The sequence below is a fragment of the Microcoleus sp. K1-B1 genome, from assembly GCF_036704705.1.
Lineage (GTDB): Bacteria > Cyanobacteriota > Cyanobacteriia > Cyanobacteriales > Microcoleaceae > Microcoleus.
This window is the reverse complement of sequence record NZ_JAUBSH010000028.1, coordinates 16,372-40,600: the sequence shown is the minus strand read 5'-3', so window position 1 is coordinate 40,600 and position 24,229 is coordinate 16,372. Positions and strand designations below refer to the sequence as shown.

General features: G+C 45.7%; 19 protein-coding genes. 9 read left to right on the top strand and 10 right to left on the bottom strand.

Translation table 11 applies throughout. The features are described from left to right. Positions 1-28 precede the first annotated feature (28 nt). Positions 29-541, top strand: a complete 513-nt coding sequence (locus tag QUA83_RS12955) for a dihydrofolate reductase family protein (protein WP_333293547.1) — start codon at positions 29-31, stop codon at positions 539-541. Between the two features lie 84 nt (positions 542-625). After that, the gene (locus tag QUA83_RS12950) at positions 626-919 is read left to right on the top strand and encodes a hypothetical protein (protein ID WP_333293546.1); all 294 of its coding nucleotides are present in this window, start codon (positions 626-628) and stop codon (positions 917-919) included. 252 nt (positions 920-1,171) lie between these two features. On the opposite strand, the gene ileS is transcribed toward QUA83_RS12950, so the two are convergent. The 5 genes from ileS to QUA83_RS12925 all read right to left on the bottom strand — a co-directional run bounded on the left by ileS (position 1,172) and on the right by QUA83_RS12925 (position 7,303). Further along, positions 1,172-4,780 (bottom strand): isoleucine--tRNA ligase, encoded by a 3,609-nt coding sequence (gene ileS / locus QUA83_RS12945; RefSeq protein WP_333293545.1) that lies wholly within the window; start codon positions 4,778-4,780, stop codon positions 1,172-1,174. 264 nt (positions 4,781-5,044) lie between these two features. After that, positions 5,045-5,608 carry a Uma2 family endonuclease gene (locus QUA83_RS12940; RefSeq protein ID WP_333293544.1) on the bottom strand — a complete coding sequence of 188 codons (564 nt, stop codon included), beginning with the start codon at positions 5,606-5,608 and terminating at the stop codon, positions 5,045-5,047. A gap of 471 nt (positions 5,609-6,079) precedes the next feature. Further along, entirely contained in the window at positions 6,080-6,490 is a 411-nt protein-coding gene (locus QUA83_RS12935; protein WP_190732852.1) for an Npun_F0494 family protein, read from the bottom strand. A gap of 170 nt (positions 6,491-6,660) precedes the next feature. Beyond that, positions 6,661-6,993 carry a DUF5615 family PIN-like protein gene (locus QUA83_RS12930; protein ID WP_333293543.1) on the bottom strand — a complete coding sequence of 111 codons (333 nt, stop codon included), beginning with the start codon at positions 6,991-6,993 and terminating at the stop codon, positions 6,661-6,663. Continuing rightward, positions 6,986-7,303 carry a DUF433 domain-containing protein gene (locus QUA83_RS12925; protein WP_333293542.1) on the bottom strand — a complete coding sequence of 106 codons (318 nt, stop codon included), beginning with the start codon at positions 7,301-7,303 and terminating at the stop codon, positions 6,986-6,988. The genes QUA83_RS12930 and QUA83_RS12925 overlap by 8 nt, the downstream gene beginning before the upstream one ends. 284 nt (positions 7,304-7,587) lie before the next feature. On the opposite strand from QUA83_RS12925, the gene QUA83_RS12920 reads away from it, so the two are divergent. Together QUA83_RS12920 and QUA83_RS12915 are read left to right on the top strand one after the other, a co-directional pair. Beyond that, on the top strand, positions 7,588-8,028 hold the full coding sequence (locus QUA83_RS12920; protein ID WP_015179115.1) for a peroxiredoxin: 441 nt from the start codon (positions 7,588-7,590) through the stop codon (positions 8,026-8,028). A gap of 526 nt (positions 8,029-8,554) precedes the next feature. Further along, entirely contained in the window at positions 8,555-11,209 is a 2,655-nt protein-coding gene (locus QUA83_RS12915; RefSeq protein WP_333293541.1) for a C39 family peptidase, read from the top strand. Positions 11,210-11,305: 96 nt separating this feature from the next. Here the strand turns inward: QUA83_RS12915 and QUA83_RS12910 are convergent, their stop codons facing one another. Continuing rightward, entirely contained in the window at positions 11,306-12,193 is an 888-nt protein-coding gene (locus tag QUA83_RS12910) for a PEP-CTERM sorting domain-containing protein (protein WP_333293540.1), read from the bottom strand. 390 nt (positions 12,194-12,583) lie between these two features. On the opposite strand from QUA83_RS12910, the gene QUA83_RS12905 reads away from it, so the two are divergent. Further along, positions 12,584-13,606, top strand: coding sequence for a leucine-rich repeat domain-containing protein (locus QUA83_RS12905; RefSeq protein ID WP_333293539.1), 1,023 nt, complete (start codon positions 12,584-12,586; stop codon positions 13,604-13,606). A gap of 123 nt (positions 13,607-13,729) precedes the next feature. Then, positions 13,730-15,040 carry a leucine-rich repeat domain-containing protein gene (locus tag QUA83_RS12900; RefSeq protein ID WP_333293538.1) on the top strand — a complete coding sequence of 437 codons (1,311 nt, stop codon included), beginning with the start codon at positions 13,730-13,732 and terminating at the stop codon, positions 15,038-15,040. A gap of 62 nt (positions 15,041-15,102) precedes the next feature. Here the strand turns inward: QUA83_RS12900 and QUA83_RS12895 are convergent, their stop codons facing one another. Together QUA83_RS12895 and QUA83_RS12890 are read right to left on the bottom strand one after the other, a co-directional pair. Then, positions 15,103-15,471, bottom strand: coding sequence for a hypothetical protein (locus QUA83_RS12895; RefSeq protein ID WP_333293537.1), 369 nt, complete (start codon positions 15,469-15,471; stop codon positions 15,103-15,105). A 458-nt stretch (positions 15,472-15,929) separates the two neighbouring features. After that, complete coding sequence (locus QUA83_RS12890) at positions 15,930-16,889, bottom strand: GNAT family N-acetyltransferase (protein WP_333293536.1); 960 nt, start codon at positions 16,887-16,889, stop codon at positions 15,930-15,932. A gap of 712 nt (positions 16,890-17,601) precedes the next feature. Between QUA83_RS12890 and pap the strand changes: the two genes are divergently transcribed. Together pap and QUA83_RS12880 are read left to right on the top strand one after the other, a co-directional pair. Then, entirely contained in the window at positions 17,602-19,089 is a 1,488-nt protein-coding gene (gene pap / locus QUA83_RS12885; RefSeq protein ID WP_333293535.1) for a polyphosphate:AMP phosphotransferase, read from the top strand. A gap of 271 nt (positions 19,090-19,360) precedes the next feature. Then, positions 19,361-20,440: a YdcF family protein gene (locus QUA83_RS12880; RefSeq protein WP_333293534.1), complete on the top strand. Its 1,080-nt coding sequence runs from the start codon at positions 19,361-19,363 to the stop codon at positions 20,438-20,440. Here the strand turns inward: QUA83_RS12880 and QUA83_RS12875 are convergent. Then, on the bottom strand, positions 20,437-20,781 hold the full coding sequence (locus tag QUA83_RS12875; RefSeq protein ID WP_333293533.1) for a hypothetical protein: 345 nt from the start codon (positions 20,779-20,781) through the stop codon (positions 20,437-20,439). The genes QUA83_RS12880 and QUA83_RS12875 overlap by 4 nt on opposite strands. A gap of 449 nt (positions 20,782-21,230) precedes the next feature. Between QUA83_RS12875 and glsA the strand changes: the two genes are divergently transcribed. Continuing rightward, entirely contained in the window at positions 21,231-22,157 is a 927-nt protein-coding gene (gene glsA / locus QUA83_RS12870) for a glutaminase A (RefSeq protein ID WP_333293532.1), read from the top strand. 176 nt (positions 22,158-22,333) lie between these two features. On the opposite strand, the gene QUA83_RS12865 is transcribed toward glsA, so the two are convergent. Then, positions 22,334-24,148: an adenylate/guanylate cyclase domain-containing protein gene (locus tag QUA83_RS12865; protein ID WP_333293531.1), complete on the bottom strand. Its 1,815-nt coding sequence runs from the start codon at positions 24,146-24,148 to the stop codon at positions 22,334-22,336. Between the last annotated feature and the right edge of the window lie 81 nt (positions 24,149-24,229).

The window sequence follows — 24,229 nt, the reverse complement described above, 5'->3', positions numbered from 1 at the left end:
CAATCAGTCCACAAACCTCGGTGTTGCCATGCGTAAAATTGTACTATTCATTGCATCTAGTCTGGACGGTTATATCGCCAGATCGAACGGCGATATTGACTGGCTGTTTACAGACCAAAATTACGGTTATAGTAAATTCTTAGATAGCATCGATACGGTTCTCATGGGTCGAAAAACTTACGAACAAGTTCTAACTTTTGGCGAGTACCCGTACCAGGAAAAAAAGAGTTATGTTTTTACAAAAAATCTAGATTTTCAAGCCACTTCTGATGTCGAAGTGGTAACAGATTTAGAGAGTTTTGTCAATGATTTGCGCTTGCGTGAGGGCAAGAATATTTGGTTGGTGGGAGGTTCTCTGCTGATTCGCGATTTCCTGAATAAAAATTTTGTTAACGAGCTAATTCTCTCGGTGCACCCGATTATTTTAGGCGAGGGAATCCCTTTATTTGTTAATCCCATAAATACTACACCTTTGCAGTTAACTGGATGTCAGACATACAGTTCTGGTATGGTTCAGCTATCTTATGAGGTCGCGACTTGAGGGCGCGCCCAATTGCTAAGTCGCTTGCAAAATACTGTCAGTTGATTATCAAAAAACGTAAGATAGGACTTAGTAATTTGGCTGATGATGAAATGTGTTTGCTACTTTTTGTTATTAATATTTTTTTTCTGGGTGGCGCTTCCTGCTGACGCCTCTGTATGCCGCAATTATCAAGGAAGCGAGATTTGCATTGTCGATATCAAACGCAGTGCAAAAAATTATTGGGAATACAGGGTAATTCTGAGTGTTGATGGAGTGAAACAGCCTCTGGAAGTCTACAATTGCCGCGATCGCACTACAGTTAAGAAAGATGGAACAGTTTTGGCGTTTGGACAAAACAACCCTGGTGAAATCGTCTGCCGTTTTTTTAAGAAATAGCATATTCGGGACGCTGCTCAAAGCCCATCCCACTCATTGTTTGATTGATTTAACTGGTTCCAAGGCAGAGCCTTGGAACCCATATAAGCGAGGCTCTGCCTCGGCTGGGAAGATGGAGGCAGAGCCTCCGGATCTGCGTTACCAGGCTCCTGCCTGGTAACGAGTAGATAGTGAAGCAATCACGGAGTCTGCAATTGCTTCGCGTATAGCTCGCAATGACAGTTACAGCGGTGTGCGGTTTACATCATACGGTTAGAATTTGTGGTCTACTGCTGAAACGCAGCGTTCGCAAATTAGCGGATGTTCGATCGACTCTCCGACGTGAGTAGAGTAGTTCCAGCAACGATCGCACTTTTGGCCGTCTGCTTTGACTACACCAATCGCCAACTCTGGAGACTGATAACTGTACGGCAATTCCTGCAGGATTGCATTCGATTCTACCAGTTCCACTTCCGAAGTAATGAACAAATACCGCAGTTCGTCTACACCGTTGCCGGTCATTGTAGAATCGTGCGTTACAGCTATGGAAGCAGGAATTTCTGGTTTGGGTTCGATCGCAACTAATTCTGCTTGCGGGATTTGGGGTGTTTCGACAAACACTTTTTCGGCTGGGGCTGTTTGTGCGATCGGCTGTGTTTCTACAAGCACAAGCGCTGTATCTAATGCCGGTGCGAGGACGATCGCCTTTGTTTCTGCAAGTACAAGCGCTGTACTGCGGCCCACCACATCTGCTGTCAGGAAATCAATTTGTTCGGCAATTTTTTGACGGTTGGCGGCAAACAGCAAGTGACGGAAAGCAAACCAGATTGTAAATAAGATGCCGATGACTTCAAAGAAGCCTCCCAACATCGGAATCTGATTCATCGTATCCAAAATCGCCAGCGTTACTCTGCCCGTTACTAACACAGAGGCTAACAGCCCAAGTGTTACCAGCGCTTGTTGGTATTCTGTAAAAAAGTTGCCCGCGTATTCAGGCAAATTAGCTAAAAACTCGGCAGCTTGATCTAAGATTGGCTGCGAATCTGAAGCCGACAGTTCAGGGACAGAATACTCTACTATCTGAGAAGATCGATCGTCCTTTTCTGCGATCGTTTCCGCCTCAACATAAACTGTGTTTTCTGTCAAGACTTTGGCAACTTTGGCCGCTTGTTCTTCCTGTTTATCTTGTGCTGCTTTTGCTTTCTCCTCTGCGGCTAACTCGATGACTGAATTTTGCGATCGCACATAATCCACCAATCCTTCGCTGCTGGGATTCAAAGCTTGCAATTGCTCTCTTTTTTCAACATCGGGAACATACAGCAAAACCTTAGCTTCCAAAGAAGAACCGATCGCCTTTTCCATCCGGGCTTTTTCCAAAACCTTGTTAACTTCGCCGCGCACTTGTCGCAAATACTGCCAGCGAGTAGCCAATTCTGGATTGTGCCATGAAGCATCAATTTGCACCCAGCCGGCTTCAAACACGGACTTGTAAGGAGTCGGATAGGGAAGGTACTGCCAAATATCCTCAGCCATGTGACATAAAACAGGTGCGATCGCCCTTGCTAAATTCTCCACAGCAATTGCAATCACCGTCTGACAACTGCGGCGGCGAAGGGTATCTGTCGCGCTGATGTAAAGTCGGTCTTTGGCAATATCCAAGTAAAAATTAGATAAATCCACCGTGCAGAAATTCTGCACAGTTTGGAAAAATCGGGAAAATTGGAAGCTTTCAAAAGCATCTTGAACTTCCGCAAAAACTTCGCCCATTCTGTGCAGCATATAGCGGTCGAGTTCCGGCAATTCCTCGTAAGCAACGGCATCTTTTGCCGGGTCGAAGTCGTGCAAATTACCCAGCAAAAACTTAGCTGTGTTGCGAATTTTGCGGTAAACATCCGACTGCTGTTTCAGAATGTTTTTGCCCAATGGCACATCGGCAGAGTAGTCTACCGAAGACACCCACAACCGCAAAACATCGGCTCCATATTCCTTAATTACTGTCGCCGGATCGACGACATTTCCTTCAGATTTGCTCATCTTGCGGCCTTTTTCATCGAGCACAAAACCGTGAGTCAAAACTGTTTTGTAAGGAGCAATGCCGTTAGTTGCTACACTGGTCAGCAAGCTCGATTGAAACCAGCCTCGGTGTTGGTCTGAACCTTCCAAATAGATATCAGCCGGATAGTTTAATTCCGATCGACCTTTGGCAACTGCGGCCCAGGAAGAACCCGAGTCAAACCACACATCCATCGTGTCGGTTCCCTTGCGGTAAGTGCGGCCGTTATTGCGGTAAGATTCCGGCAGCAATTCGGCGATCGACAATTCCCACCAAGCATCCGAACCCTTCTCGGCAAAAAGGGCTTGGACATGGGCGATCGTTTCTTGATTCAGCAGCGGTTCGTTGGTTTCTTCGTCGTAGAATACGGGAATGGGAACGCCCCAAGTCCGCTGGCGAGAAATACACCAATCCGATCGATCGCCCACCATTGCAGTAATCCGATTTTCCCCTTGGGCGGGAATCCAATTCACATCGGCGATCGCTTTTAAGGCTTCATCGCGGAACCCTTCAACGGAAGCAAACCACTGTTCCGTCGCCCGAAAAATGGTCGGCTCTTTAGTGCGCCAATCGTAAGGATAAGAGTGAGCGTAACTTTCCTCTTTTATCAAACAATTTGCTGCTGCAAGGGCATCAATTACTGCGCCATTGCCGTCTCGGACGCCTTTTCCGAGGACATTTAAACCTGCAAACTGTCCGGCTTCTGCGGTGAAATTTCCGTTCTCGTCTACGGGTGTTAAAACTGGTAAACCGCAGCGTTTTCCGACAATAAAGTCTTCTTGTCCGTGACCGGGTGCGGTGTGCACCAATCCCGTACCAGAATCAGCGGTAATGTAGTCGCCGCCGGCAACAATTGGACTTTCGCGATCGAACAACGGGTGTTTGTAACTGCAACCTTCTAATTCTTTGCCTTTGAAGGTGGCGAGTATTTTTAATTCTGTGTTAAAAGTTGCCGACAGTCGATCGACCGCATCGACAGCTACTAACATAAATTGTTGTGCGATGTGGGAATTTCCCGGCGGTTCCACCACCGCATAAGTAAGTTCGGGATTGACGGCGATCGCCAAGTTTGCCGGAATTGTCCAGGGAGTAGTCGTCCAAATCGCCGCCCAGAGGCTCGGCATATAGCGTTTGAGCTTCGACTGCAAAGATTTTGACAATTTTTTCACATGAAAGCCGACGTAGATGCTTCGGGACGTGTGGCCTTCGGGATATTCCAATTCCGCTTCGGCGAGGGCCGTTTTCGAGCTCGGACTCCAGTGAACCGGTTTGAAGCCGCGGTAGATGTAGCCTTTGAGCACCATTTGACCGAAAACGCCGATTTGAGCGGCTTCGTATTCGGGTTTCATGGTTAAATACGGGTGTTCCCAGTCGCCCCAAACGCCGTAGCGCTGGAAGGATTCGCGCTGCTGTTCCATTGTTTGCTGCGCGAAGGCGGCGGCTTTGCGGCGAAGTTCGATCGGGGTAAGATTTAGCCGCTCCTCCGATTTCATCTTCTTATCTTGCAAGACTTTAAGTTCGATCGGCAATCCATGACAATCCCAACCGGGCACGTAGCGGACTTTTTTGCCGCGTAGCATTTGGTAGCGGTTGATAAAGTCTTTGAGGATTTTGTTGAGGGCGTGGCCGATGTGGAGTTGTCCGTTAGCGTAGGGTGGCCCGTCGTGGAGGATGAACAAGTCGCCTGGGTTATTTTCCGAGAGGCGATCGTAGATTTCTTGATCTGCCCAAAATTGTTGCAATTCTGGTTCGCGCTTGGTGGCGTTGGCGCGCATATCAAACTTTGTTTTGGGCAGGTTTACGGTGTCTTTGTAAGATTTAGCTTCCATTTTTGAGAAACGTTTTATGTAGTTAGTTGTTAGTAGTTAGCGGTTATTTGAAAGATGATATCAAGTCCGGTTAAATAATCATAATCAAGTTTGTAGTGACCACTTTAGTCATCTCTCGTCATTGAAGAGCTGACAACCAGATATTTTAGTATAAGCGATCGACCGCACATTCGATCGAACCAAATCCGTAGAGAACTCTCTCTTCTCTACCTCTGCGCCCTCTGCGCCCTCTGCGGTAAAAATCATTCATAAATCTAGATGGCGCTACTCAGTCAGCCAACTGAACATTTGACCGACGGTGAGATTGAAGGATTCAGCAAACGACGGGACGGGGATGCGATCGCCCGGTTCTTCAAAAACTGCTAAAGTGCGATCGGCAAAATAGACAAATACCAGTTCTTCTTCCGGGTCAATCAACCAGCCCATCTGGGTTCCGTGGGCGAGACTGTGGAGAATGTTGCGGACGACTTTAGTTTGACTTTGGTCGGGGGAAAGAATTTTGATTGTCCAGTCGGGGGCGATGGCGAAAGTGTTGGCTACTTCGCCGTTTTCGTCGCGGGGAATGCGTTCCCAGGTAAAGACTGCAAGATCGGGTACAGTCGATCTACCGCCAAAGGTGCACCGTAATTCTGGATAGGCGCGGGCGATGCGTTGCGGTTTGAGTACCCGGTTGATGTCAGCACCCAAATCGCTTTGAATTGTGCTGTGTTTTCCTTGGGGCATAGGTTTCTGGATAATCTGGCAATCGATGAATTCGCTGGCGGGTTTGGTTTCCGACAGTTGGAGAAATTCGGCGAGAGTCAAAGGTTTAGAAGCGGTTTGAACCATTATTTTTATTTGATTTAAGTTTAATTTGTATTAGTTAAGCGATCGTGCATTTAATTTATCAAGAAAATGGGTCTAAAACCCCGTCCTTCGCTTGACGGCTGTAAGGGGTCTAACTCGTTTGACGGCGAGTCCGACAGGGATTGAAATCCCTGTCTCATAGCGGAAGTCCTCTGCAAGAGGACTGAGGATCTTGATTAACGTGCATTGCGAAACTCAACATCGAGTTAAATTGAGACTTGCAGTCGGTTTTATGCGAAACTCAACATCGAATTGAATTGACACTTGCAGTCGGTTTTAACCGACTTTTGCTATGAGACAGGGAATTCATTCCCTGTCGGAATGTCGGAATGGCGGAATGTCGGAATCTCGGAATGTCGGACTGTCGGAATCTCGGAATCTCGGAATCTCGGAATCTCGGAATCTCGGAATCTCGGAATGTCGGAATCTCGGACTAGGGCAAGTGAAAACCCCTCATAGAAATACTCCCAATCCGCGGCTAACCGCATTTCCCATACGATCGCACAATGACGCGGCAGGCACTCCCTGTCCTTCCTGTTCCCATTTTTCCACGAGTTGGCGGCCTAGGGGCGTGAGGCGAAAACTGTCGGTAATGCCTTGTCCGTCTACTTCCCGCCGCAACACGCCGACTTGGATCAGCCACAGCAGGGAGTTTTCGGCTACGAGTTCGGATACGGGCGATCGGGTGTAGCCGCTTTCGACACCGGAATTTGAGGCGATCGCAGTTAGGAAAACACTGTTATCGCGGATTGTCTGGAAGAAGTGTAATTGAAAAGGGCTGCACCGGACGGCGCGATCGGCTCTTTTTACGGTGCGATCGGGATAACTAATAGATTTAAATGCTTCGGATGGGATAAAAGTCATTGCGAGAACTTTTGAGTAGCTACTACTTTTATCATCACCTATTTATAGTCAAGAAAGTAGATTTCTCACAAATCTACCTAAATTATGATATAGGCTCAACAGAGTTCCAACTAGCCTATAATTAATACTCAGGGTGCAAGTGCTTATCGTCACTGCACGATCGCCTCTTTTTACAAATACTCGAAATGATTGTTCATTTCTTCAGCATTCACTACCTCCCAAATTAATACTAATCCTTGCAAAATTTCCCCAATCGATTTACTGGTTTGCAGACAGTAAACAATACCCGCGTGAGACAAACCTGCATGATGCAGTCTTAAAAAATCCGTATCTTGGGTAAAAATCACTCGCTCTTGAGACAGGGAAAATGCTAATTGTTGTTCGTCGGATTGCCCGATCATTCCTTGTTCTGGAGTTGTGGTGACATCAATTCCACGTCTTCGCAATCCATTCGCTATGGCAAGAGTTATATTTTCGTCGAGATGGAATTTTATCTTAGCCATCTTGACGATTTTTTAATTTTTGTTGCAATAGCGATGGGGTTTGAGCTTTCAATTGGCGAGCAAATTCTGCATCTGCTTCGATTGCAGAGCGAATTTCATCTCGACGATCGTGATAATAGGCTAAAGCTGCATAGATATCAGATAAAGTAATACTCGGATAGTGATACAGAATTTCGTCGGGTGACATTCCCATTTGTTCGTGCCAAACAACTATATCCTGAACTCGGATGCGATGTCCGGCGATACGGGGTTTTCCCCCACAGATTCCTGGGGTGATTTCGATATGTTCTTTAATGACGGCGATCGACATGGTAGGGAATTAATATAGGATGTCTCTTATATTTTACGACCGGTTAGACGAGTTTGGCTGTAAAAGGCATTTTAAGCTATGGTATTTTTGATGGATATTGCGAATTTCCGCCGTCGCCAATCGACTTGAGTCAAGGTGATTGCTTGAACTGGAACTCGAATATGCTACGCTCGTTATTCGAGTTCCAGTTCAAAAAAAGCGATTTCCATCGGCGATACCTTTTTCAATCGCCGAAGCACAAAGTCAATTAAAATACATTTATAAATCGCAAGGGAAACAAAACTATGACATTACCAGTTGGGTGCGCTGCCCCTCAGTTTACCGCCAAAGACACCAACGGCAACACCGTCTCCCTGTCCCAATTCGCAGGTAAAACCGTAATCTTGTATTTCTACCCCAAAGATGACACCCCAGGCTGCACCAGACAAGCCCAAAGCTTCAAAGCAGCCCATGAAGAATACAAAGGCAAAGATATAGTAGTTCTCGGTGTCAGCCGCGACAACGAGGAATCGCATCAAAAGTTCACAGAAAAATACGGTTTGCCTTTCCAGCTATTAGCAGATGTTGATGGCACGATTACCAAAGCTTACGATGTCGAGAAAGGCGATTATGCCAAGCGCGTTACTTTCGTCATCGACGGTACCGGCAAAATTATTCAGGTTTATGAAGGAGAAAATCTGAAAGTTGACTCTCACGCTCAAGATATTCTCGTCACCATAGTTTAGTCGAAGTTTAGCCGATCGCACTAACCTTCCTGCACGCACCAAACGGCTAAAAACCCGGTTCCTTCCTCGATGCCTCGTTGCTATAGGCAATATTCTCCTAGGAACCGGTTTTTTTTAGTAAGTCCTGACCGAAAGCATCCAGGATACAAGCCCCCGGATTCAGCCGTGGGGTCAATGCTTCAATTCTAAAATCTAAAATCTAAAATCTAAAATCGATTGACTCAGCCAGTGAGGGGTCAAGGGTACAGGGGGAATGAACCTACTCGAACTAAATTCCTTCCCTTAAAACTCCCACCACAAATCCGCTCAACCAGACATATATTCGGTTAAGGTGCTTATTGTACGCCTAAAGTTAGATTTGTGGCGCAACTCCCGCCAACAATTAAAAACTTATGCTGGAAAAGGCATTAACCGCCCGTAGGCTGAATCTAGGGGCGATTTTGTCCTGGTTCGAGTCATTGTGTTTGATAAAATCAGAAGTTATCCTTGCTTTAGCTGAATAATTAAGTAGGTAGGGGGATAGATAATGACAAACAGCAACATTATTTTGAGTTACTTAGGCCCGCAAGAAATTGAGGTCAATAAAGCCGCTGTCTTAGTTGGCACTTTTGACAAAAATCTAGTGGCAGCGATTTCAGCAGCAGAAGGCTCAAATGCCCTGAATGTAGGGATAAATCTCTCTAGAGGCATTTGGAACATCAGTTTAGAAAAAGGATTCGATAGCACAGGAACTCGCACAGTGCAGGTGAGGGCAACTGATAATACCGGCAAAGTTATCGGCCAACAAACAATTAACATCAAAGTTAATCCTGCTTCTGGGTCACCCGCTCAAATTTTCACGTTAATTACTCTCACAGATACCAAATTCAAAGCCGGAACACTGCCCGCCAGCAATCTCAACGATCTGCAAAAAGCGGACATACCAGCAGGGAAAATATATCCAGTTAGCGACTACGAGTTAGAAGACGGACATCTGAATGTTCAACTAAATAATCCAATTTATCCGGTGGGAAAGTCCGGCTTTTTCTACGAAAAACACGTACTCATAACCAAAGGCGCAAAAATTCTCATATTCGATCGCGCCGAGTTGCCGACCCCGCCGCCTGGAATGCAGTTACTGTGGGTGATCAAAAAGACATGGTTAAAGTTCACCCCCGCAGATTCTGGAACTTTAGGCCCAACTCAGAAATTACTATTTAACCCAGGAGAAACTTTCAATCTTCTCGGCTACGCTTGCGTGGAAAACCATTTTCGAGTCGCTTTTGATCGGGCAGTTCCTAACTTAGGAACTTCGGGATTTCTGTACTGGCTGCACGTCCAAATTTTGCGAGACGGGAGGGGAATTGAGTATGATAGAAATGCGGTTACGATGACTGTAATCAAAACGACTGTGTTTAAAAAGCGGCCGATAAATGCCGCTAGCCTGCCACCCCAAGAAAAAATTACCTTGCCGGCGGGAATGATTTACGGAATTGCCGGATTCTTGATCGAACAAAGCCACATTAAAGTCTCGCTGACCGAGAATTTGCCGCAATTTGGCAATACAGGTTTCATTTATCCCGATTTTGTGCAATTCAGTCGCGGTGGCAAATCTTTTAATCCCGCTGTGAATTTAACTTATCAAGGGCCGTCAGAAGTTTTAGTAAATCAGCCGATCGTCCTTCGGGGTACTTATGATCGGCAACAAGCAGCAAAAATTGAGGTGATAGCTGAGGATACATTGCCCCTAAGCGTCACGCTAAACCAAACTGCCAGCACTTGGGAAGTTAATTTGTCTAAAGGATTTAGCGTAGCGGGAGCTCGGTGGCTCAGGTTGCGGGCAACTGACAGCAAAGGTAACGTTACTGGCAGCCAAATAATTTACATTACCGTAACTTCCGATCCGCTAACTGTCGGAAAAGGTTTGACCTTAAAAATAGTTTCTGACACTTTGTTTAAGGTAGCTCCCCTTGATTCTTCCCGGCTCAACAATCAGCAAAAAGTTTTTGTCAAAGCAGGCCAGACTTTGGCCGTTAGCAAATACGGATTTATTGACGGGCATCTCAAGGTGGTTCTGGATTCAGCAATTTGGCCTGTCGGCACTTTTGGCTATTTTTATGAACCCGACGTTCAGTTGGCAAAAGGTACTCAAATCCTAAAATTTAACCTGGCTGACGTACCCAATAGCAACGTCAGCGCTCAACTGTTGGTAACTCAAACAACTCAGATTAAAGCTAAACCCGAAGATTCATCGAAACTGCCTGCCGATCAAATGGCTGACCTACTTTTAGGCACTACCTATGCCATTACTGGTTATGCCTGCATTTTGGGGCATTTCCGAGTAACTCTTGCCGAATCTATTCCCGGTTTCGGCAATATCGGATTTATTTATTGGCAGGACGTTAAAATTAAAAAAGACGGCAAAGAAGTTCCCTTTGACCCGGATGCTTTGACGATGACAATCCTGCAAGCAACTGTCTTTAAAAAACGGCCGGTAGATTCTTCTAGCCTGAGCAGTACCGAGAAAACTCCGCTGCCTTTAGGTCGAGTTTATGGCGTGAACAGCTACGGTGCGGAAGGATCTCACCTGAAAGTTTCCCTGACTGAAGAACTGCCGAATTTTGGCAATACAGGTTATGTTTTTCCTAGTTTTGTTCAGTTCAAGCGGGGAGATAAAATTTTCGATCCGGTTCCGAACAATGTGGAATTGAACGTGCCGTATTTTTCGCAGCGGGACAATCCGCGTTTTGACTGGTCTACTTGCAACGTAACTTCGATCGCCATGGTGCTTTATTATTATGGCCTTCGTTCTCAGTGGGGCGGACAGTTGGAGGATGAGTTGTTGCAGTGGTGTTTCGACTATGCCGGCCAGGGTTCTCAAACGGATCACAGCGTGCTTTCGGCGCTGATTCAGGCCTACGGGTTTAAGACGAGTTTTAGTACGACTCGCACGTGGGCCCAGGTGCGATCGGAATTGCTGAACCGGCGGCCAGTAGTTTTAGCGGGAGATTTTACTGCGGCCGGTCACATTCTTACTGTAATTGGCTACAATTCTCAGGGTTATATCGTGCAAGATCCTTGGGGAGATGCACTCACTGGTTACAGCGATACTGAGGGGAGAAAGTTGATGTATCCCTACAGTTATGTCAATCAAGTTGCTGGGCCAGATGGGAATGTGTGGGCACATTTTATCTATCCATAATCTACTCTACTGTTTGCAATTTGTGAGGCACTACGGCTATTTGTAAGGTGTGCATAACAGCTATTTGTAAGGTACTTAATGCACACCCTACCTAACTTAGGAAATATTGCGCTTAATTTTGCGTTTTGCTGCGCCCATACCTAAAAAGCTCAATCCTACTAAAGTACCAAACAAAGTAGAAGGTTCGGGTACAGCCTCAAACGATCCTTGAATGGCGATCGCATCGTTAGCGCACTCGGCAAAAAAGTTAGCAATATAGTTCCCCGAAGGCATTGAGGATTTATTGAAACTGAATCCAATTGTTTGAGAACCTACTGCATTAAACTGAGCGAAATTAAGACCGAGGACACTCAAAGTTGCTGGCGTTAAAAAATTAACTTCTCCTACTTTTGTACCCGTAGCAATTGAGTTGAGAACAGTCCAGTTTCCTGTTTGTTGAAAATAGGGGTCGGTGGCAGCTAAATCGCCCATTGATGGGGTTCCGCCTTGAGATGCAACTACCGTATTGAATTGATTTAAATTACTAAAACCAGAGTTAGTTTGACTGACGTTTTTCGCTGTAACGTTACTGTAAACGCCTGTTGTCGCCACGCTGGAGTCATTTCCTTCGGCAAAGCGGATACCAAACAAGCTGCCGTTTGCGTTAGCTGTATTAAAGTTTTGACCGGAAAAATTGAAGAATAAATCGCCGTAGTTGATGTTGCCTCTTTGAGCGAGTGGGTCGGCATATCCTGCTAAACTTAGATTAGAGTTGATGGCGATAAAAGCTGTATCTGATGTTTCTTTGATGGCGATGCCGTAAAATTCAAATTCCCCGCCGCCGATTTGGGGCCCTGTCACGCCGTCGTTGAAGGAATCGATCGCATAATTCCACCCGTTAGATAGCGTTGCTGCTGTAGCTTTTTGTTGCTGTATTGTGAAAATGGCACAGAAAATAGCCACTGAGTAAGTCCAGTGGATGCTGTTTTTAGCAATGGATTTCATAAAATGCTCCCTGAGAATCATTGTTAAAGTGTCCAGTCTGATCGATCGACAGTTTTTAATTTTTAGTAAATCATACCTTCCGACCGAATTTCTTAAAGTTTTGCTACAGATTTGGTCGGGCTACATCTTATCAACTAGATTGGTTAAAACAACGAACTCATGCCAGTAGCTAAATACAGGACTTACGGACGCATAGTATATAGCATAAGGTTCAGTTAACACAGATTCCCCCTAGCCCCCTTAAAAAGGGTAGGGGTGATTTATTCAAAAAAGGAAAATAGTTGTTTGATGTCATGTGCTAAGTTATGAATACTTTGGGTAATGGAATCAAACCCATATCTTGGGCCGTTTTCCGCTTTTCATGTATCAGAAAATTAGAGGTACAAGATTATGGCACTCGTAGTTGCACACAAATATATAAATTTACAAAACTGGTATCGAAAACAGGGTGTTGTAGAAGTACAAAGGTTGATCGCAGTTACTTGTAGTGCGATCGTTCTAACATCATGTGGCAACGGATTTTCTGCGTTAGTGGCAGAGAGGCTAAGGGTAAACAGTAGACGAACATTTGCTGATTGGTGTCGCGAGCGGGCAAATTTGAGTCCTGAAGCTAAACATACTGTTGATGTGCTGTTGCAGCAAGCCGGGACTACAGAGTGCAATGCGGCTAATCAGATACTATCGGTTTTGCCAACTCTAATACTTACCCAGAAAAAAATTAGAGATATCAAACCGCTAGAATCTTTGACTAACCTGAAGAGGCTCTACCTCAACCACAATCAAATCAGCGACATCAAACCGCTAGAATCCTTGACTAACCTGATGTGGCTCAACCTCAGCCACAATCAAATCAGTGACATCAAACCGCTAGACTCCTTGAATAACCTGCTTTGGCTCACCCTCTACAACAATCAAATCAGCGACATCAAACCTTTGCAATCCTTGACTAAACTGACTCAGCTCAACCTCCCCTCCAATCAAATCAGCGACATCAAACCGCTAGAATCCTTGGCTAACCTGACTCATCTCCATCTCTACAACAATCAAATCAGCGACATCAAACCGCTAGAATCCTTGACTAAACTGGGTTGGCTCGACCTCAGCAACAATCAAATCAGCGACATCAAACCCTTGCACTCTTTGACTAATCTGTCTTGGCTCGACCTCAACACCAATCAAATCACCAACATCAAACCCTTGCGCTCTTTGACTCAACTGACTCGGCTCCATCTCTACAACAATCAAATCAGCGACATCAAACCCTTGCGCTCTTTGACTAGAACAGTACTCTACCTCAGCGGAAATCCGATCGCTCCCAAAACTTGCCCTCTCAAGCCAGAGTCTTTCTGTAGTTGGAAACCACTAACTGAACAACCTCACATAATTGAGCTGATTAGAGAAGGCAGTGAGTGACGGTATGAATTAAGTTATGCGCCAAAGCTCACAGGCGCACAAAGTCTGTGTTTATCAACAAGTAAAAAATGTGAATTCATACTCAAGTTCAGCAACGCCGAGAAATAGAATAGTAATAAGATTATGACGCTTATAGTTACAGACAAACATATAAATTTACCAAAGCGGTATCGTAAACAGGGTGTTGTAGAAGTACAAAGGTTGATTGCAGTTACTTGTAGTGCGATCCTCCTAACATCATGTGGAAACGGATTTTCCGCGTTAGTCGCAGAGAGGCTAGGGATAAACAGTAGACGAACATTTGCTGATTGGTGTCGCGATCGGGATTCTTTGAGGCCTGAAGCTAAACATACTGTTGATGCGCTGTTGAAGCGAGCCGGGACTACAGAGTGCAATGCGGCTAATCAGACACTTTCGAGTTTGCCAACTCTATCCTTCTCTGGACATCGAATCAGCGACATCAAACCGCTAGAATCCTTGACTAATCTAACTCGGATCAACCTCTCAAGCAATAAAATCAGCGACATCAAACCTTTGCAATCCTTGACTAAACTGACTTGGCTCAACCTCTCAGGCAATAAAATCAGCGACATCAAACCTTTGCAATCCTTGACTAAACTGACTTGGCTCAACCTCAACAACAATAAAATCAGCGACATCCAACCGCTAGAATCCTTGACTAACCTGACTGAGCTTTACCTCACCTCCAATCAAATCAGCGACATCACACCTTTGCAATCCTTGACTAAACTGACTTGGCTCAAGCTCAGCGACAATAAAATCAGCGACATCAAACCGCTAGAATTTTTGACTAAACTGACGGGGATCTATCTCTACAACAATAAAATCAGCGACATCAAACCGCTAGAATCCTTGACTAACCTGAAGAGGCTCTATCTCTACAACAATAAAATCAGCGACATCAAACCGCTAGAATCCTTGACTAAACTGACTGAGCTTTACCTCACCTCCAATCAAATTAGCGACATCAAACCTTTGCAATCCTTAACTAAACTGACTTGGCTCAAGCTCAGCGACAATAAAATCAGCGACATCAAACCGCTAGAATCCTTGACTAAACTGACTCGGCTCTATCTCTACAACAATCAAATCAGCAACATCAAACTCTTGCGCTCTTTGACTAAACTGATTCGGCTCCATCTCTACAACAATAAAATCACCGACATCAAACCCTTGCGCTCTTTGACTAAACTGACTGATCTGTATCTCTACAACAATCAAATTAGCGACATCAAACCGCTAGAATCCTTGACTAACCTGACTGAGCTTTACCTCAGCGGAAATCCGATCGCTTCCAAAACTTGCCCTCGCAAGCCTGAGTCTTTCTGTGTTTGGAAACCACCAACTGAACAACCTTTTGAACCACCTTCCATAATTGAGCTATTTAGAGAAAACTCTTATAGCCTTTATTAAAAAGATGAGGTGCCCGATATTCCCTGAATAGCGGGACTTTCAAGCCTTATTACATACCTCATCTATCTGAGAAAGGCTATATATTTAGAGAAGACTTCGAGTGAGTGACGGTATGAATTAAGTTCTGCGCCAAAGCTCACAGGCACAAAAAGTCTGTGTTTATCAAAGAGTGAAAAATGTAAATTCATACTCACGTTCAGCAACGCCCTAATTCTTTCATGGAGTAGGGGTAATGCCCAGCTTCCTTGTGCTTCTGGTATCCACGCAATGGTACTGTACCCTTGTCCAATAATTACGCCCCCCTGATATTCATGGGTTCTATCTTTTAATGTTTTAGCATCTGGTCTCCCCCATGCAGTGTGGTCAATTGCCACTAACAGATGTTCTGCTACGGGTACTTGCTGTTCTAATTGCTGGAGATACAGCAGCATCAGTTTTTTCCGGTCTGGCCTACAGTCTTGCAATGCCTCGTAAACGCTTGACCATTGACGATTGAATAATGGATTGAGCGAAAATTCGGCCAAACATGACGAATTCGGGCGTGGTCATCACTGCATCCATGAGCTCGAATGTTGCATCCTTGCCTCGTACCAATAACTCGTATGCTTCTTGACGAAAGTCCTTTAATCGTTCACTGTTCATTTAAGGAGTGAATAGGTTTTTATTTTTCACCCTCATTCTCTCCTTAACGGTGGCTCTAGTTTTTCTTGGGCCACCGTTCTCATCTTTAGTTAGTCTAAACTACAGTAAGAAATGAAAAGCGCGATCGCCCATTCGATCCAAAAGAGCGATCGCACTTAACCCAAAAGTCGATCGCCAAGTTCGATCGCACTTGAAAACCCCGACTTCTTTAAGCAGTCGGGGTTCTCGCCTTCACAGCCAACCTTTTCTAAACAGTCTTAGCCCACTCGATCCAAGTTTCCATCGGGCGGAAACCGACTGATTTGTAAAGCTTTGTCGCCCCTGTCAAACTGTCAGCATCGACGCTGAGTTTCGCAGTATTTGCACCCGCCGCTTTTAAGGAGTGCAAACCCGCCAGCAGCATCGCTTTTCCTAAACCCATTTTCCGAAAGTCGCGCCGCGTACCCAACAATTCAATCCAACCGTCTTTTGTGCCGCTGCGGGCGTTTTTTTGAGGTTTAATTTGACAGTCGCAGAAAGCTGCAAATTTGCGATCGCCCGAAACAGCAATCAAGTCTAATTCCGGCTGATAATTGGCGTCTTGCATCCAGTAGCGCACGGTTTCCGCAGTTAAATCGTGGTGATTCCAGTGATCGATAAATGACTGGTTAAACATTTCTACCCAGGGTTGGATGTCTTGTTCTCCGGATACGTGTGTTAGGGCAAAATCTGCCGGAAATTCGGGTGTGGGAATGGGTTCGGCGAGGGATCGGGCCATTGTCCAAAAATAGCGATCGACCTCAAAGCCCTGTTTTTCTAACAGCAGGATTTCATCTGTTTTATCCTCCCGGCTGTAGGTACGCAATTTTGCAGGCAAATTCCGTTCTTTTCCTACTTCGCGCAGCCGCTTTTCTCCCCACTTAATTATGTCTTTTTCTAATCCTTCGCCACGGACATTTGGATGCACGTAAAACCAGAGACAAGCGTCTATTTCCTCTGGCGAATCGGGCATATCTAGCAGTGCTAAACCGATGAGTTTGTAATTACCATCTTCCCACAACTGCACGTCGCGAGCTTGGTCGAGTTTGGGTGCATCGAGTATTAGCTTGAGTTCAGTTGCTGAGACTTCTTCGCCGAGTCTATCCACTTTTTCGCAAGCATCGATCAAATTTGCGATCGCGCACCAGTCAGTTTCGCCCTTGTACGAGCGTGTTGTCAAGAGATTCATAAAAAACTTGCAATCCGTAATTTCGGACTGTTCCTCTTAATTGGTATTGGCAAACAAGTACAGTGAATTTCTTGCAAAAATCCGAGTTTTTGATGATTAACCGCAGATGAACGCGGATAAACGCGGATGTAATGCAGATTTATTGTGGTGTCGATAAAACTCAGAAACCTGTTTATATCACCCAGGCTTTCACGTTTTATCTTATAGCGCAATCATAAAAATTGGTTTGCCCTTTTGGGCGAGTTTTGTATGTGAGTTTATGGCTGGATGTCGATGAGTCGCGCTCTCTTTCGTTACCAAGCTTGGTGCTTAAGTAACTACTATTGTTTGAATAAAGTTTCTACAGCTAAGTAAAGAAGTTGTCACCCCCACCGGGTAGTTGATTTTTACTTTTGCTCTGTTTTACAATAAATCGTTTTTCTGGGATTTTTGGCTCCTCCTGTTAACTCGCCCGATCGGGGGAGGGGAGAAATTGAACTTATTTAAAAGTTCCCTTTTTCAACTATAACCTGAGCTGTTTTTTTTTGCAAGTTGGAAATCGAGGGATTATTGCTAGTATTAACGAGGCGGGCATTTGATTGCAGGAGCGCTCCGGCTTTTAACCAGCCGTAACTGTAATTTTTATAACGTTTTTCCCGGACTTGAAGATTTAATTTTATCCAAACGTTAAACTAACGTTAAACTGTTTTTTACAGATTTATATGAGGTAAATATGCTCGACCACCTCGATTTAGATATTTCCTTGGATAAAGAAACCTACGATGCCAAGATCGAAATTTTAATGAAACAGTTGCGATCGCTCCAACTGGCCTGCAGGGAAAAAAAATTGCCCGCAATTATCGTCCTCGAAGGTTGGGCCGCCGCCGGCAAGGGTGCTTTAGTCAAACAAATGGTAGGGTACATGGACCCGCGGGGGTTTGCCGTCCACCCGATTTGGCCGCCGTCAGATGCAGAAATGGGCTATCCTTTCCTATGGCGGTTTTGGCAGAAACTCCCCGCCCGCGGCAAAATCGGTTTTTTCTACCACAGTTGGTACACTCACATTTTAGAAGACCGATTGTTCGATCGAGTCTCCGAGGCAGAAGTACCGACAGCCATCAGGCAAATCAACGCCTTCGAGCGGCAGATTGTTGATGACGGCGCCGCAATTGCCAAATTTTGGATTCACCTGAGCAAAAAAGAACTCAAGCATCGGCTCAACAAACTAGAAGACGACACCTTACAAGCTTGGCGAGTGCGGCCCGAAGATTGGAAACAAGCCAAAAAATACGAAGAATACACAACTTTTGCCGAAGAAATGGTAGCCCAAACCGGCACGGGCCCCGCACCTTGGACGCTAGTAGAAGGCGATTGTCAACGGTGGGCGAGAGTCAAAGTTTTAACGCAAATGGCAGCGACAATTACAGAAGCCTTAGACAGACTGCCGATGCAATCTGCACCCGTGAAATTGCCACCTCAAGAAAGCTTGCAACCCACCGAACCAGATTTGCTGGCCCAAGTAGATTTAACTCAATCGCTGTCGCCCGATGAATACAAACAGCAACTTCGCGAGGAACAAACCCGTTTTGGCAAACTGCAACAAAGCATCTACGAAGAGGAAATCCCCGTGTTAGTGCTGTTTGAAGGTTGGGACGCCGCCGGTAAAGGAGGAGCAATCAAGCGCTTGACGGACATATTAGACCCCCGCAGTTACATCGTTAATGCCTTTGGGGCGCCGACAGACGAAGAAAAAGCGCATCACTACCTCTGGCGGTTCTGGCGACGGCTGCCAACGGCTGGTAAAATCAGCATTTGCGATCGTAGTTGGTATGGTAGAGTGCTGGTCGAGCGAGTCGAAGGATTTGCCACCGAACCCGAATGGCGCCGAGCTTATCAGGAAATCAATGAATTTGAGGAGCAACTCACCAGTTTCGGTTGTGTCTTAGTTAAATTCTGGCTGCACATCAGTCCTGACGAGCAACTAAAGCGGTTTACAGAGCGGCAAAACAATCCATTTAAACAATACAAACTCACCGAGGAAGATTGGCGGAATCGGGAAAAGTGGAATTATTATGAAGTGGCGGTGAATCAAATGATTCAGCGTACCAGCACGCCGCTTGCTCCCTGGACGCTAATTGCGGCGGATAACAAGTATTATGCTCGTGTTAAAGTAATTCAAACGGTAACGCAGGCAATTCGGAATCAACTGAAGCGCCGATAAATTGGGATTGGTGAATGGGTAACAGGTAATGGGGAAAAAAAGCAGGCAGCAGAAAGCAGAGTTGAATTGCCAATTTCACCTGCGGCGTGCTCGATTCATTACCAATTATCAATCAACCATTACCAGTTATCAATTACCAATTAACTGTCAGCAATCTGTGACTGGAAGTAGCGGGTTTCACCCTGCAACCAATGGTTTATAGCTGACAGGAAGCGAGCATTAGGATAAATGCGATCGGACTGCGTTATTCGCGAAAGTTAAAAACCCACCGATGCCCGTATTTCCTACCGCAGTTAAATTAGCGCTCGTTTCCAAAACTTCTGTACTAATTTATGAAGACACAGAATATTGCAAGATGCCAGAACTGTTAGCTCGCATTCTATTTCTATTCCTCCTGTTCTCACTGATCAAATCCTGGTGGGATCAATCAGGAGGCAAAGACAATCCATTATTAGATCGGCTGCGCGTTTTGCTGCTGATCAGCCTTTTGATCCTAGCTTTTTTTGCACCAGACACCCCGGTCGGAGCAGCGATTTTCGGGCTCATAGCCTTCTTCTTTAAGCCGCTGGGTTTTTCCATCACGCTGCTGGTGATTGCATCGGCGCTGATCACGAACGGGGGCATCCGCAACCCGGCGCCGAGAATGATCCTGGCAGCGCTGCTAGTTTTAATTCTTTCGAGTATGCCAGTTGTCGCTTACTGGTTCGCCGAACAAGCAGAACGGGACGCCGCCGCCGCCGTCCGCACAGCTTGCTGCGACGAAACCGCAGCGGCGATCGTCCTCCTGGGCAAGGGAACCACTCAGCCTCACATCCCCAACCGAGTTGCAATTCAACTAACAGATACCGGCAATCGCCTGCCCTATGCTGCGGTTTTGTACCGCCAAAAAGTGGCACCGATGGTCATCGTTACCGCTGGCCCGAGACCAGAGTTGGAGGGTTATGTTGGCGAAGCTAAGGATATCGAGACTTTGCTGGCAAACAACATGGGCGTGCCGCGCAGCAGTATCGTTCTCGACGATAACGGCAGCAACATACGCACCAGCGCTGAAGAGGTGAGAAAGATACTCGACAGGCGTGGCGCCCCGCGTAAAGTAATCCTGGTAACATCTGCGATTCAGATGCGCCGTGCCAGCCTCGCTTTTGCGAATATGGGAATCCAGGTGATTCCTAGGGCTACCGACTTCTACACTTTTCAACCCACCTCAGGAGGGAGATCCAGCAGACTCCGCTTAGACGCGGGAGATTTTTTGCCTAGTGCAGAAGCTTTGGTAACTACGACGCGAGTATTCGATGAATATTTCGGGTCTTTTTATTACTATTTGCGCGGCTGGCAGGCTCCCAGGGCCTAAAGTGGCAAGTTGCTGGTGTTTTTCTTAGGCAACAGCGACTGCTCCCCAGATTGGTTTAAAATCTGATGAGAATGAGACCTTTGTGGGGAGCTGTATTTTTTTCTCATTCCGGCGGGGTCGCCGACAATCAAGTTTGCCATGACTGCAAACAATACCCAAAAGATAACTGGCTCCCACTCGGATTTTTTGGGCTTTGCTTCAGGGGTTTTGACAGATTCAACGTTGACTTTGATGTCTAGTTTGCCTTCAATTTCTTTGCCCTTGAGAACCCCGTCGTTGCACACACCCTTAAAAATCAGCGGAGCGGGCTTTGGTGCTTCTGCTTTCGCTTCTTCTGGCATTTTTTTATCCTGGTTTTGGTGAATCCGGTTGGATAGTACATTCTTAAAGGTTCGGGGGTTTTCCGGACAGGATTTCGCGAACTCTGAAAGAATTAAGTTAAATATGCACCCCGCTCCTTGCTGGGGCTTAAACATAAGCATCTGAAGGCATTTCCAGCTAGTGCTGGTTTTTTTTAGATAGCAGCCTGGCCTTGAAGCTGCTACTTATATATCGGGGTGAAGGGGAGGTGTTTATGCAAAGTACAGGTTTTTTGTGAAAAATTTATTGGCTCCCGGCGGGCAGAAACGTCAATAGCCTGAAGTTCGAGCTTGGTTGATCTCTCCGAAGAAACCCAGTTTCTTTCCGCAGCGGGTCCAAGTGACGCAATTCGGTTAATAAACGGAGTTTCTGGCTCAATATCGCGCCAGGAATGCCAATCTAAAATCTCAAATAATCTAAATAATCGAGAGTGAAAATATTCACCAGCCAACTATCTTCCTTGGAAGCGGAACAACTGGCAGTTTGGGCAAAAGAGGCACTTAATCGCAGTAAATCGGGTCAAATTCCTGCGTACATACCTCTCCTAGCGCAAGCCGATAAACAAGGGTTTGCCGTGCAAATTCGGGCAATTGACGCACAAATTGTGAGCTGGGGTAGCATTGCTCAAACATTCCCGCTGATGAGTGTAGTCAAGCCTTTTGTGCTGCTTTATTTGCTGTGCGAATTGGGCGAAAAAAGGGTATTTGACTACGTTGGCTGTGAACCTTCGGAACTGCCTTTCAATTCTTTAACTCAACTCGAAATAGACCAAGGGAAGCCGAGAAACCCGATGATTAATAGCGGGGCGATCGCCCTAGCGTCTTTGATTCCCGGTCAAAATGCTGTGTCGCGCTGTCAAAACTTGCGAACTTGGCTGAATCAACAGGCAGACAGTCAGTTATTTGTTGACGAGTTAATGCTCGATTCAGTGATGACAAATCCCAATCAAAATAATTGGAATATCGCCTTGAAAATGGTAGAATCGGGTTATATTCAAAAGGCGGAAATTGCTTTAGAAACCTACAATCGCGTCTGCTGTTTGTCGGGAACTGTGGAAGATTTAGCTAAGCTGGGGATGGTTTTGGTAAATAGTGGCGATCGAGCAATGGGGGAAAACTGCCTTACTGTCAAAGCGCTGATGGCAACTTGCGGTTTGTATGAAGCATCTGCCCGCTTTGCGCTGCGGGTGGGACTGCCGGCTAAGTCGGGAGTTAGCGGGGCTTTGGTGTCGGTAATTCCGGGTCAAGGTGCGATCGGCTTTTACAGTCCGCCCTTGGATAAAGAGGGAAACTCTGTCGGTGGCTTATTTCTGTTAGAAAAAATAGCTAAAACTTTGCGGCTAAGCGTATTTGATTAGATTAGGAATTACGCACGGGTGGTCAGGGTTTCGACTTCGCTCAACCACCGGGGTTTTTTGCGAGAATATTTCGTGAATCCTGGCATAAACTGCCAACAACCCGGTTTCTTTGGTTTTGATACGTAAGTCCTGAACCAATGCCCAATGCCCAATGCCCAATGCCCAATGCCCAATAACTAATGCTTTTCGCCCAAAATAGCATAAACCACAGTCTCTTCTTTTTTGCCGCGCAATTGAATCGAGCCTACTTTTTGACCTTCGTAGCGATCGCGCACGTAAGAAAAAGTCCTCGCCGTCACCAACAAATTAAAAGGACTGTCAGAAACAATTTCCTTATTCATCGCCTCCAATCTAGCAGCAACGTTGACAGCATCGCCGATCACAGAATAATTCAAACGCCGGGAACCGCCCACGCTGCCAGCAACTAACTGTCCGGTATGCAAACCGATGCCAAACTTAATTAAAGGTTTGCGTTCAATTCTAAGCTGCTGATTAAGTTGGTGCAGCCGTTCGTGCATCGCAATACAAGCCGCAACTGCATTCAAAGCATCTTGTTGAATTTCTCGATATTCGGTATGACAAAAAGGCACTCCAAAAACTGCCATAATTGCATCCCCGATGTATTTATCTACAACGCCACCGTGATCCATAATACAGTTAGTCATCGCTTCCAAATAATTGTTCAACCAGGTGAGTAAATCTCGCGGTCGCATTTTTTCTGAAATCGAAGTAAAACTACGAATATCCATAAACAGCACCGTTGCTGTAAGTTCTTGAGGTTCGAGTTCTCCCTGTTCAAATATCTCCGCTTTGCGTTGCCAAATAAGCTGAGCCGTCTCTGGATCGACGTGCTTTTCAAATAACCTCATCAACTGCTGCTTTTCGTACTGTTCCCGCAGTTGCAAAGCAGTGCCAGATAAAATGAGGGTGCCGATAGGTGCGGCAATCGGAACCCACCAAAAAAAGAAGCCAAATAACAAAGCAGCAGCCCCAATCCAAATTATAGGCAAACCGAGAGCGATCGCAATTCTCTCGTTAACACCTCGGTTGCCCAGAACCAAAGCGGTAAGCGGGCCAATCCCTAACAATAACAAAATTTCTAGCTGTACCGGCAGCCGCCGCAGCAAGCGTTGATTGAGCAAATTGTCAACCAATGCTGCATATAAATAAACCCCAGCCGTAGTCTTGTTGAGAGGTGAAGATATCGGATCGAAACCGGTAGCAACTATGCCCACTAAAACTAACTTATTAGTCAGAGCATCTGCAGGAATTCTACCTTCTACGACATCAACAAAAGCATAGGTAGGTAGATTTTCAGTTTTTCCCGGCCAGTTAACCCAGACTTTTTTGTCCTGTTTATTTTTGGACTGTGGGATTAATACTGGATTTTGGGGATTAGCAGCATTGTACCTGTGAGTCATTGCTAAACCGAAATTAGGAATCCCGTTGAAAACGATTTTTGACTCGCGGGTAATACCGTCGCTATCGGCTTCTTGGCTGATGTGCCCGACACCTGCGGCGGCTGCTTTTAAAGATGCTACTGGTTCTTCTTTAAGGGTTCTAGGGAGTACAACTTTGCCGTTGGCGGCGATTGCAGCGGCTAAAATATCATCTTTCGGACTTGGATCGAGGAAAAGAAGGTCAAAACCAACTGCTGTAGGGGGAGATTCTTTCAGTGCTTCTAGCAGTTGGGCGTAGCGGTTGCGGGGCCAAGGAAATTGACCGTATTCTTGCAAGGAATGCGGTTCGATCGCAATTACTGCAATTCTAGAATCCCATCCGGGATTTGGTAATATACCCAATTCTCGAATTTCAAATAGCGTTTTGTATCCCAAATATTCTAGTGGCTTCCACATTCCCAATTGCAGCATGGCTACAGACATTATACCTACTACTGCCCCTGTTATCCAGGGAGGATTTGTGATTATATATTGCCGGAGGCCGATCAGTTGATTGTGTTTGAGATGATCCATCCATTGTTTGAACTTCATGCAATTAATTTGACGCAAAAATTGACATTCGAGTCCGACCTTCTAGAGGAGTTAGAGTCATGAATTTTTACAATACCGTAA

Bases quoted from the DNA above. Each gene is read 5' to 3' on its own strand.
- QUA83_RS12920 (WP_015179115.1), top strand. From the start codon at position 7,588: ATGACATTACCAGTTGGGTGCGCTGCCCCTCAGTTTACCGCCAAAGAC.
- ileS (WP_333293545.1), bottom strand. From the start codon at position 4,780: ATGGAAGCTAAATCTTACAAAGACACCGTAAACCTGCCCAAAACAAAG.
- pap (WP_333293535.1), top strand. From the start codon at position 17,602: ATGCTCGACCACCTCGATTTAGATATTTCCTTGGATAAAGAAACCTAC.
- QUA83_RS12935 (WP_190732852.1), bottom strand. From the start codon at position 6,490: ATGACTTTTATCCCATCCGAAGCATTTAAATCTATTAGTTATCCCGAT.
- QUA83_RS12930 (WP_333293543.1), bottom strand. From the start codon at position 6,993: ATGGCTAAGATAAAATTCCATCTCGACGAAAATATAACTCTTGCCATA.
- QUA83_RS12865 (WP_333293531.1), bottom strand. From the start codon at position 24,148: ATGAAGTTCAAACAATGGATGGATCATCTCAAACACAATCAACTGATC.
- QUA83_RS12910 (WP_333293540.1), bottom strand. From the start codon at position 12,193: ATGAAATCCATTGCTAAAAACAGCATCCACTGGACTTACTCAGTGGCT.
- QUA83_RS12925 (WP_333293542.1), bottom strand. From the start codon at position 7,303: ATGTCGATCGCCGTCATTAAAGAACATATCGAAATCACCCCAGGAATC.
- QUA83_RS12915 (WP_333293541.1), top strand. From the start codon at position 8,555: ATGACAAACAGCAACATTATTTTGAGTTACTTAGGCCCGCAAGAAATT.
- QUA83_RS12875 (WP_333293533.1), bottom strand. From the start codon at position 20,781: ATGCCAGAAGAAGCGAAAGCAGAAGCACCAAAGCCCGCTCCGCTGATT.
- QUA83_RS12890 (WP_333293536.1), bottom strand. From the start codon at position 16,889: ATGAATCTCTTGACAACACGCTCGTACAAGGGCGAAACTGACTGGTGC.
- QUA83_RS12950 (WP_333293546.1), top strand. From the start codon at position 626: ATGATGAAATGTGTTTGCTACTTTTTGTTATTAATATTTTTTTTCTGG.
- QUA83_RS12900 (WP_333293538.1), top strand. From the start codon at position 13,730: ATGACGCTTATAGTTACAGACAAACATATAAATTTACCAAAGCGGTAT.
- QUA83_RS12880 (WP_333293534.1), top strand. From the start codon at position 19,361: ATGCCCGTATTTCCTACCGCAGTTAAATTAGCGCTCGTTTCCAAAACT.
- QUA83_RS12955 (WP_333293547.1), top strand. From the start codon at position 29: ATGCGTAAAATTGTACTATTCATTGCATCTAGTCTGGACGGTTATATC.
- QUA83_RS12905 (WP_333293539.1), top strand. From the start codon at position 12,584: ATGGCACTCGTAGTTGCACACAAATATATAAATTTACAAAACTGGTAT.
- QUA83_RS12895 (WP_333293537.1), bottom strand. From the start codon at position 15,471: ATGCTGCTGTATCTCCAGCAATTAGAACAGCAAGTACCCGTAGCAGAA.
- QUA83_RS12940 (WP_333293544.1), bottom strand. From the start codon at position 5,608: ATGGTTCAAACCGCTTCTAAACCTTTGACTCTCGCCGAATTTCTCCAA.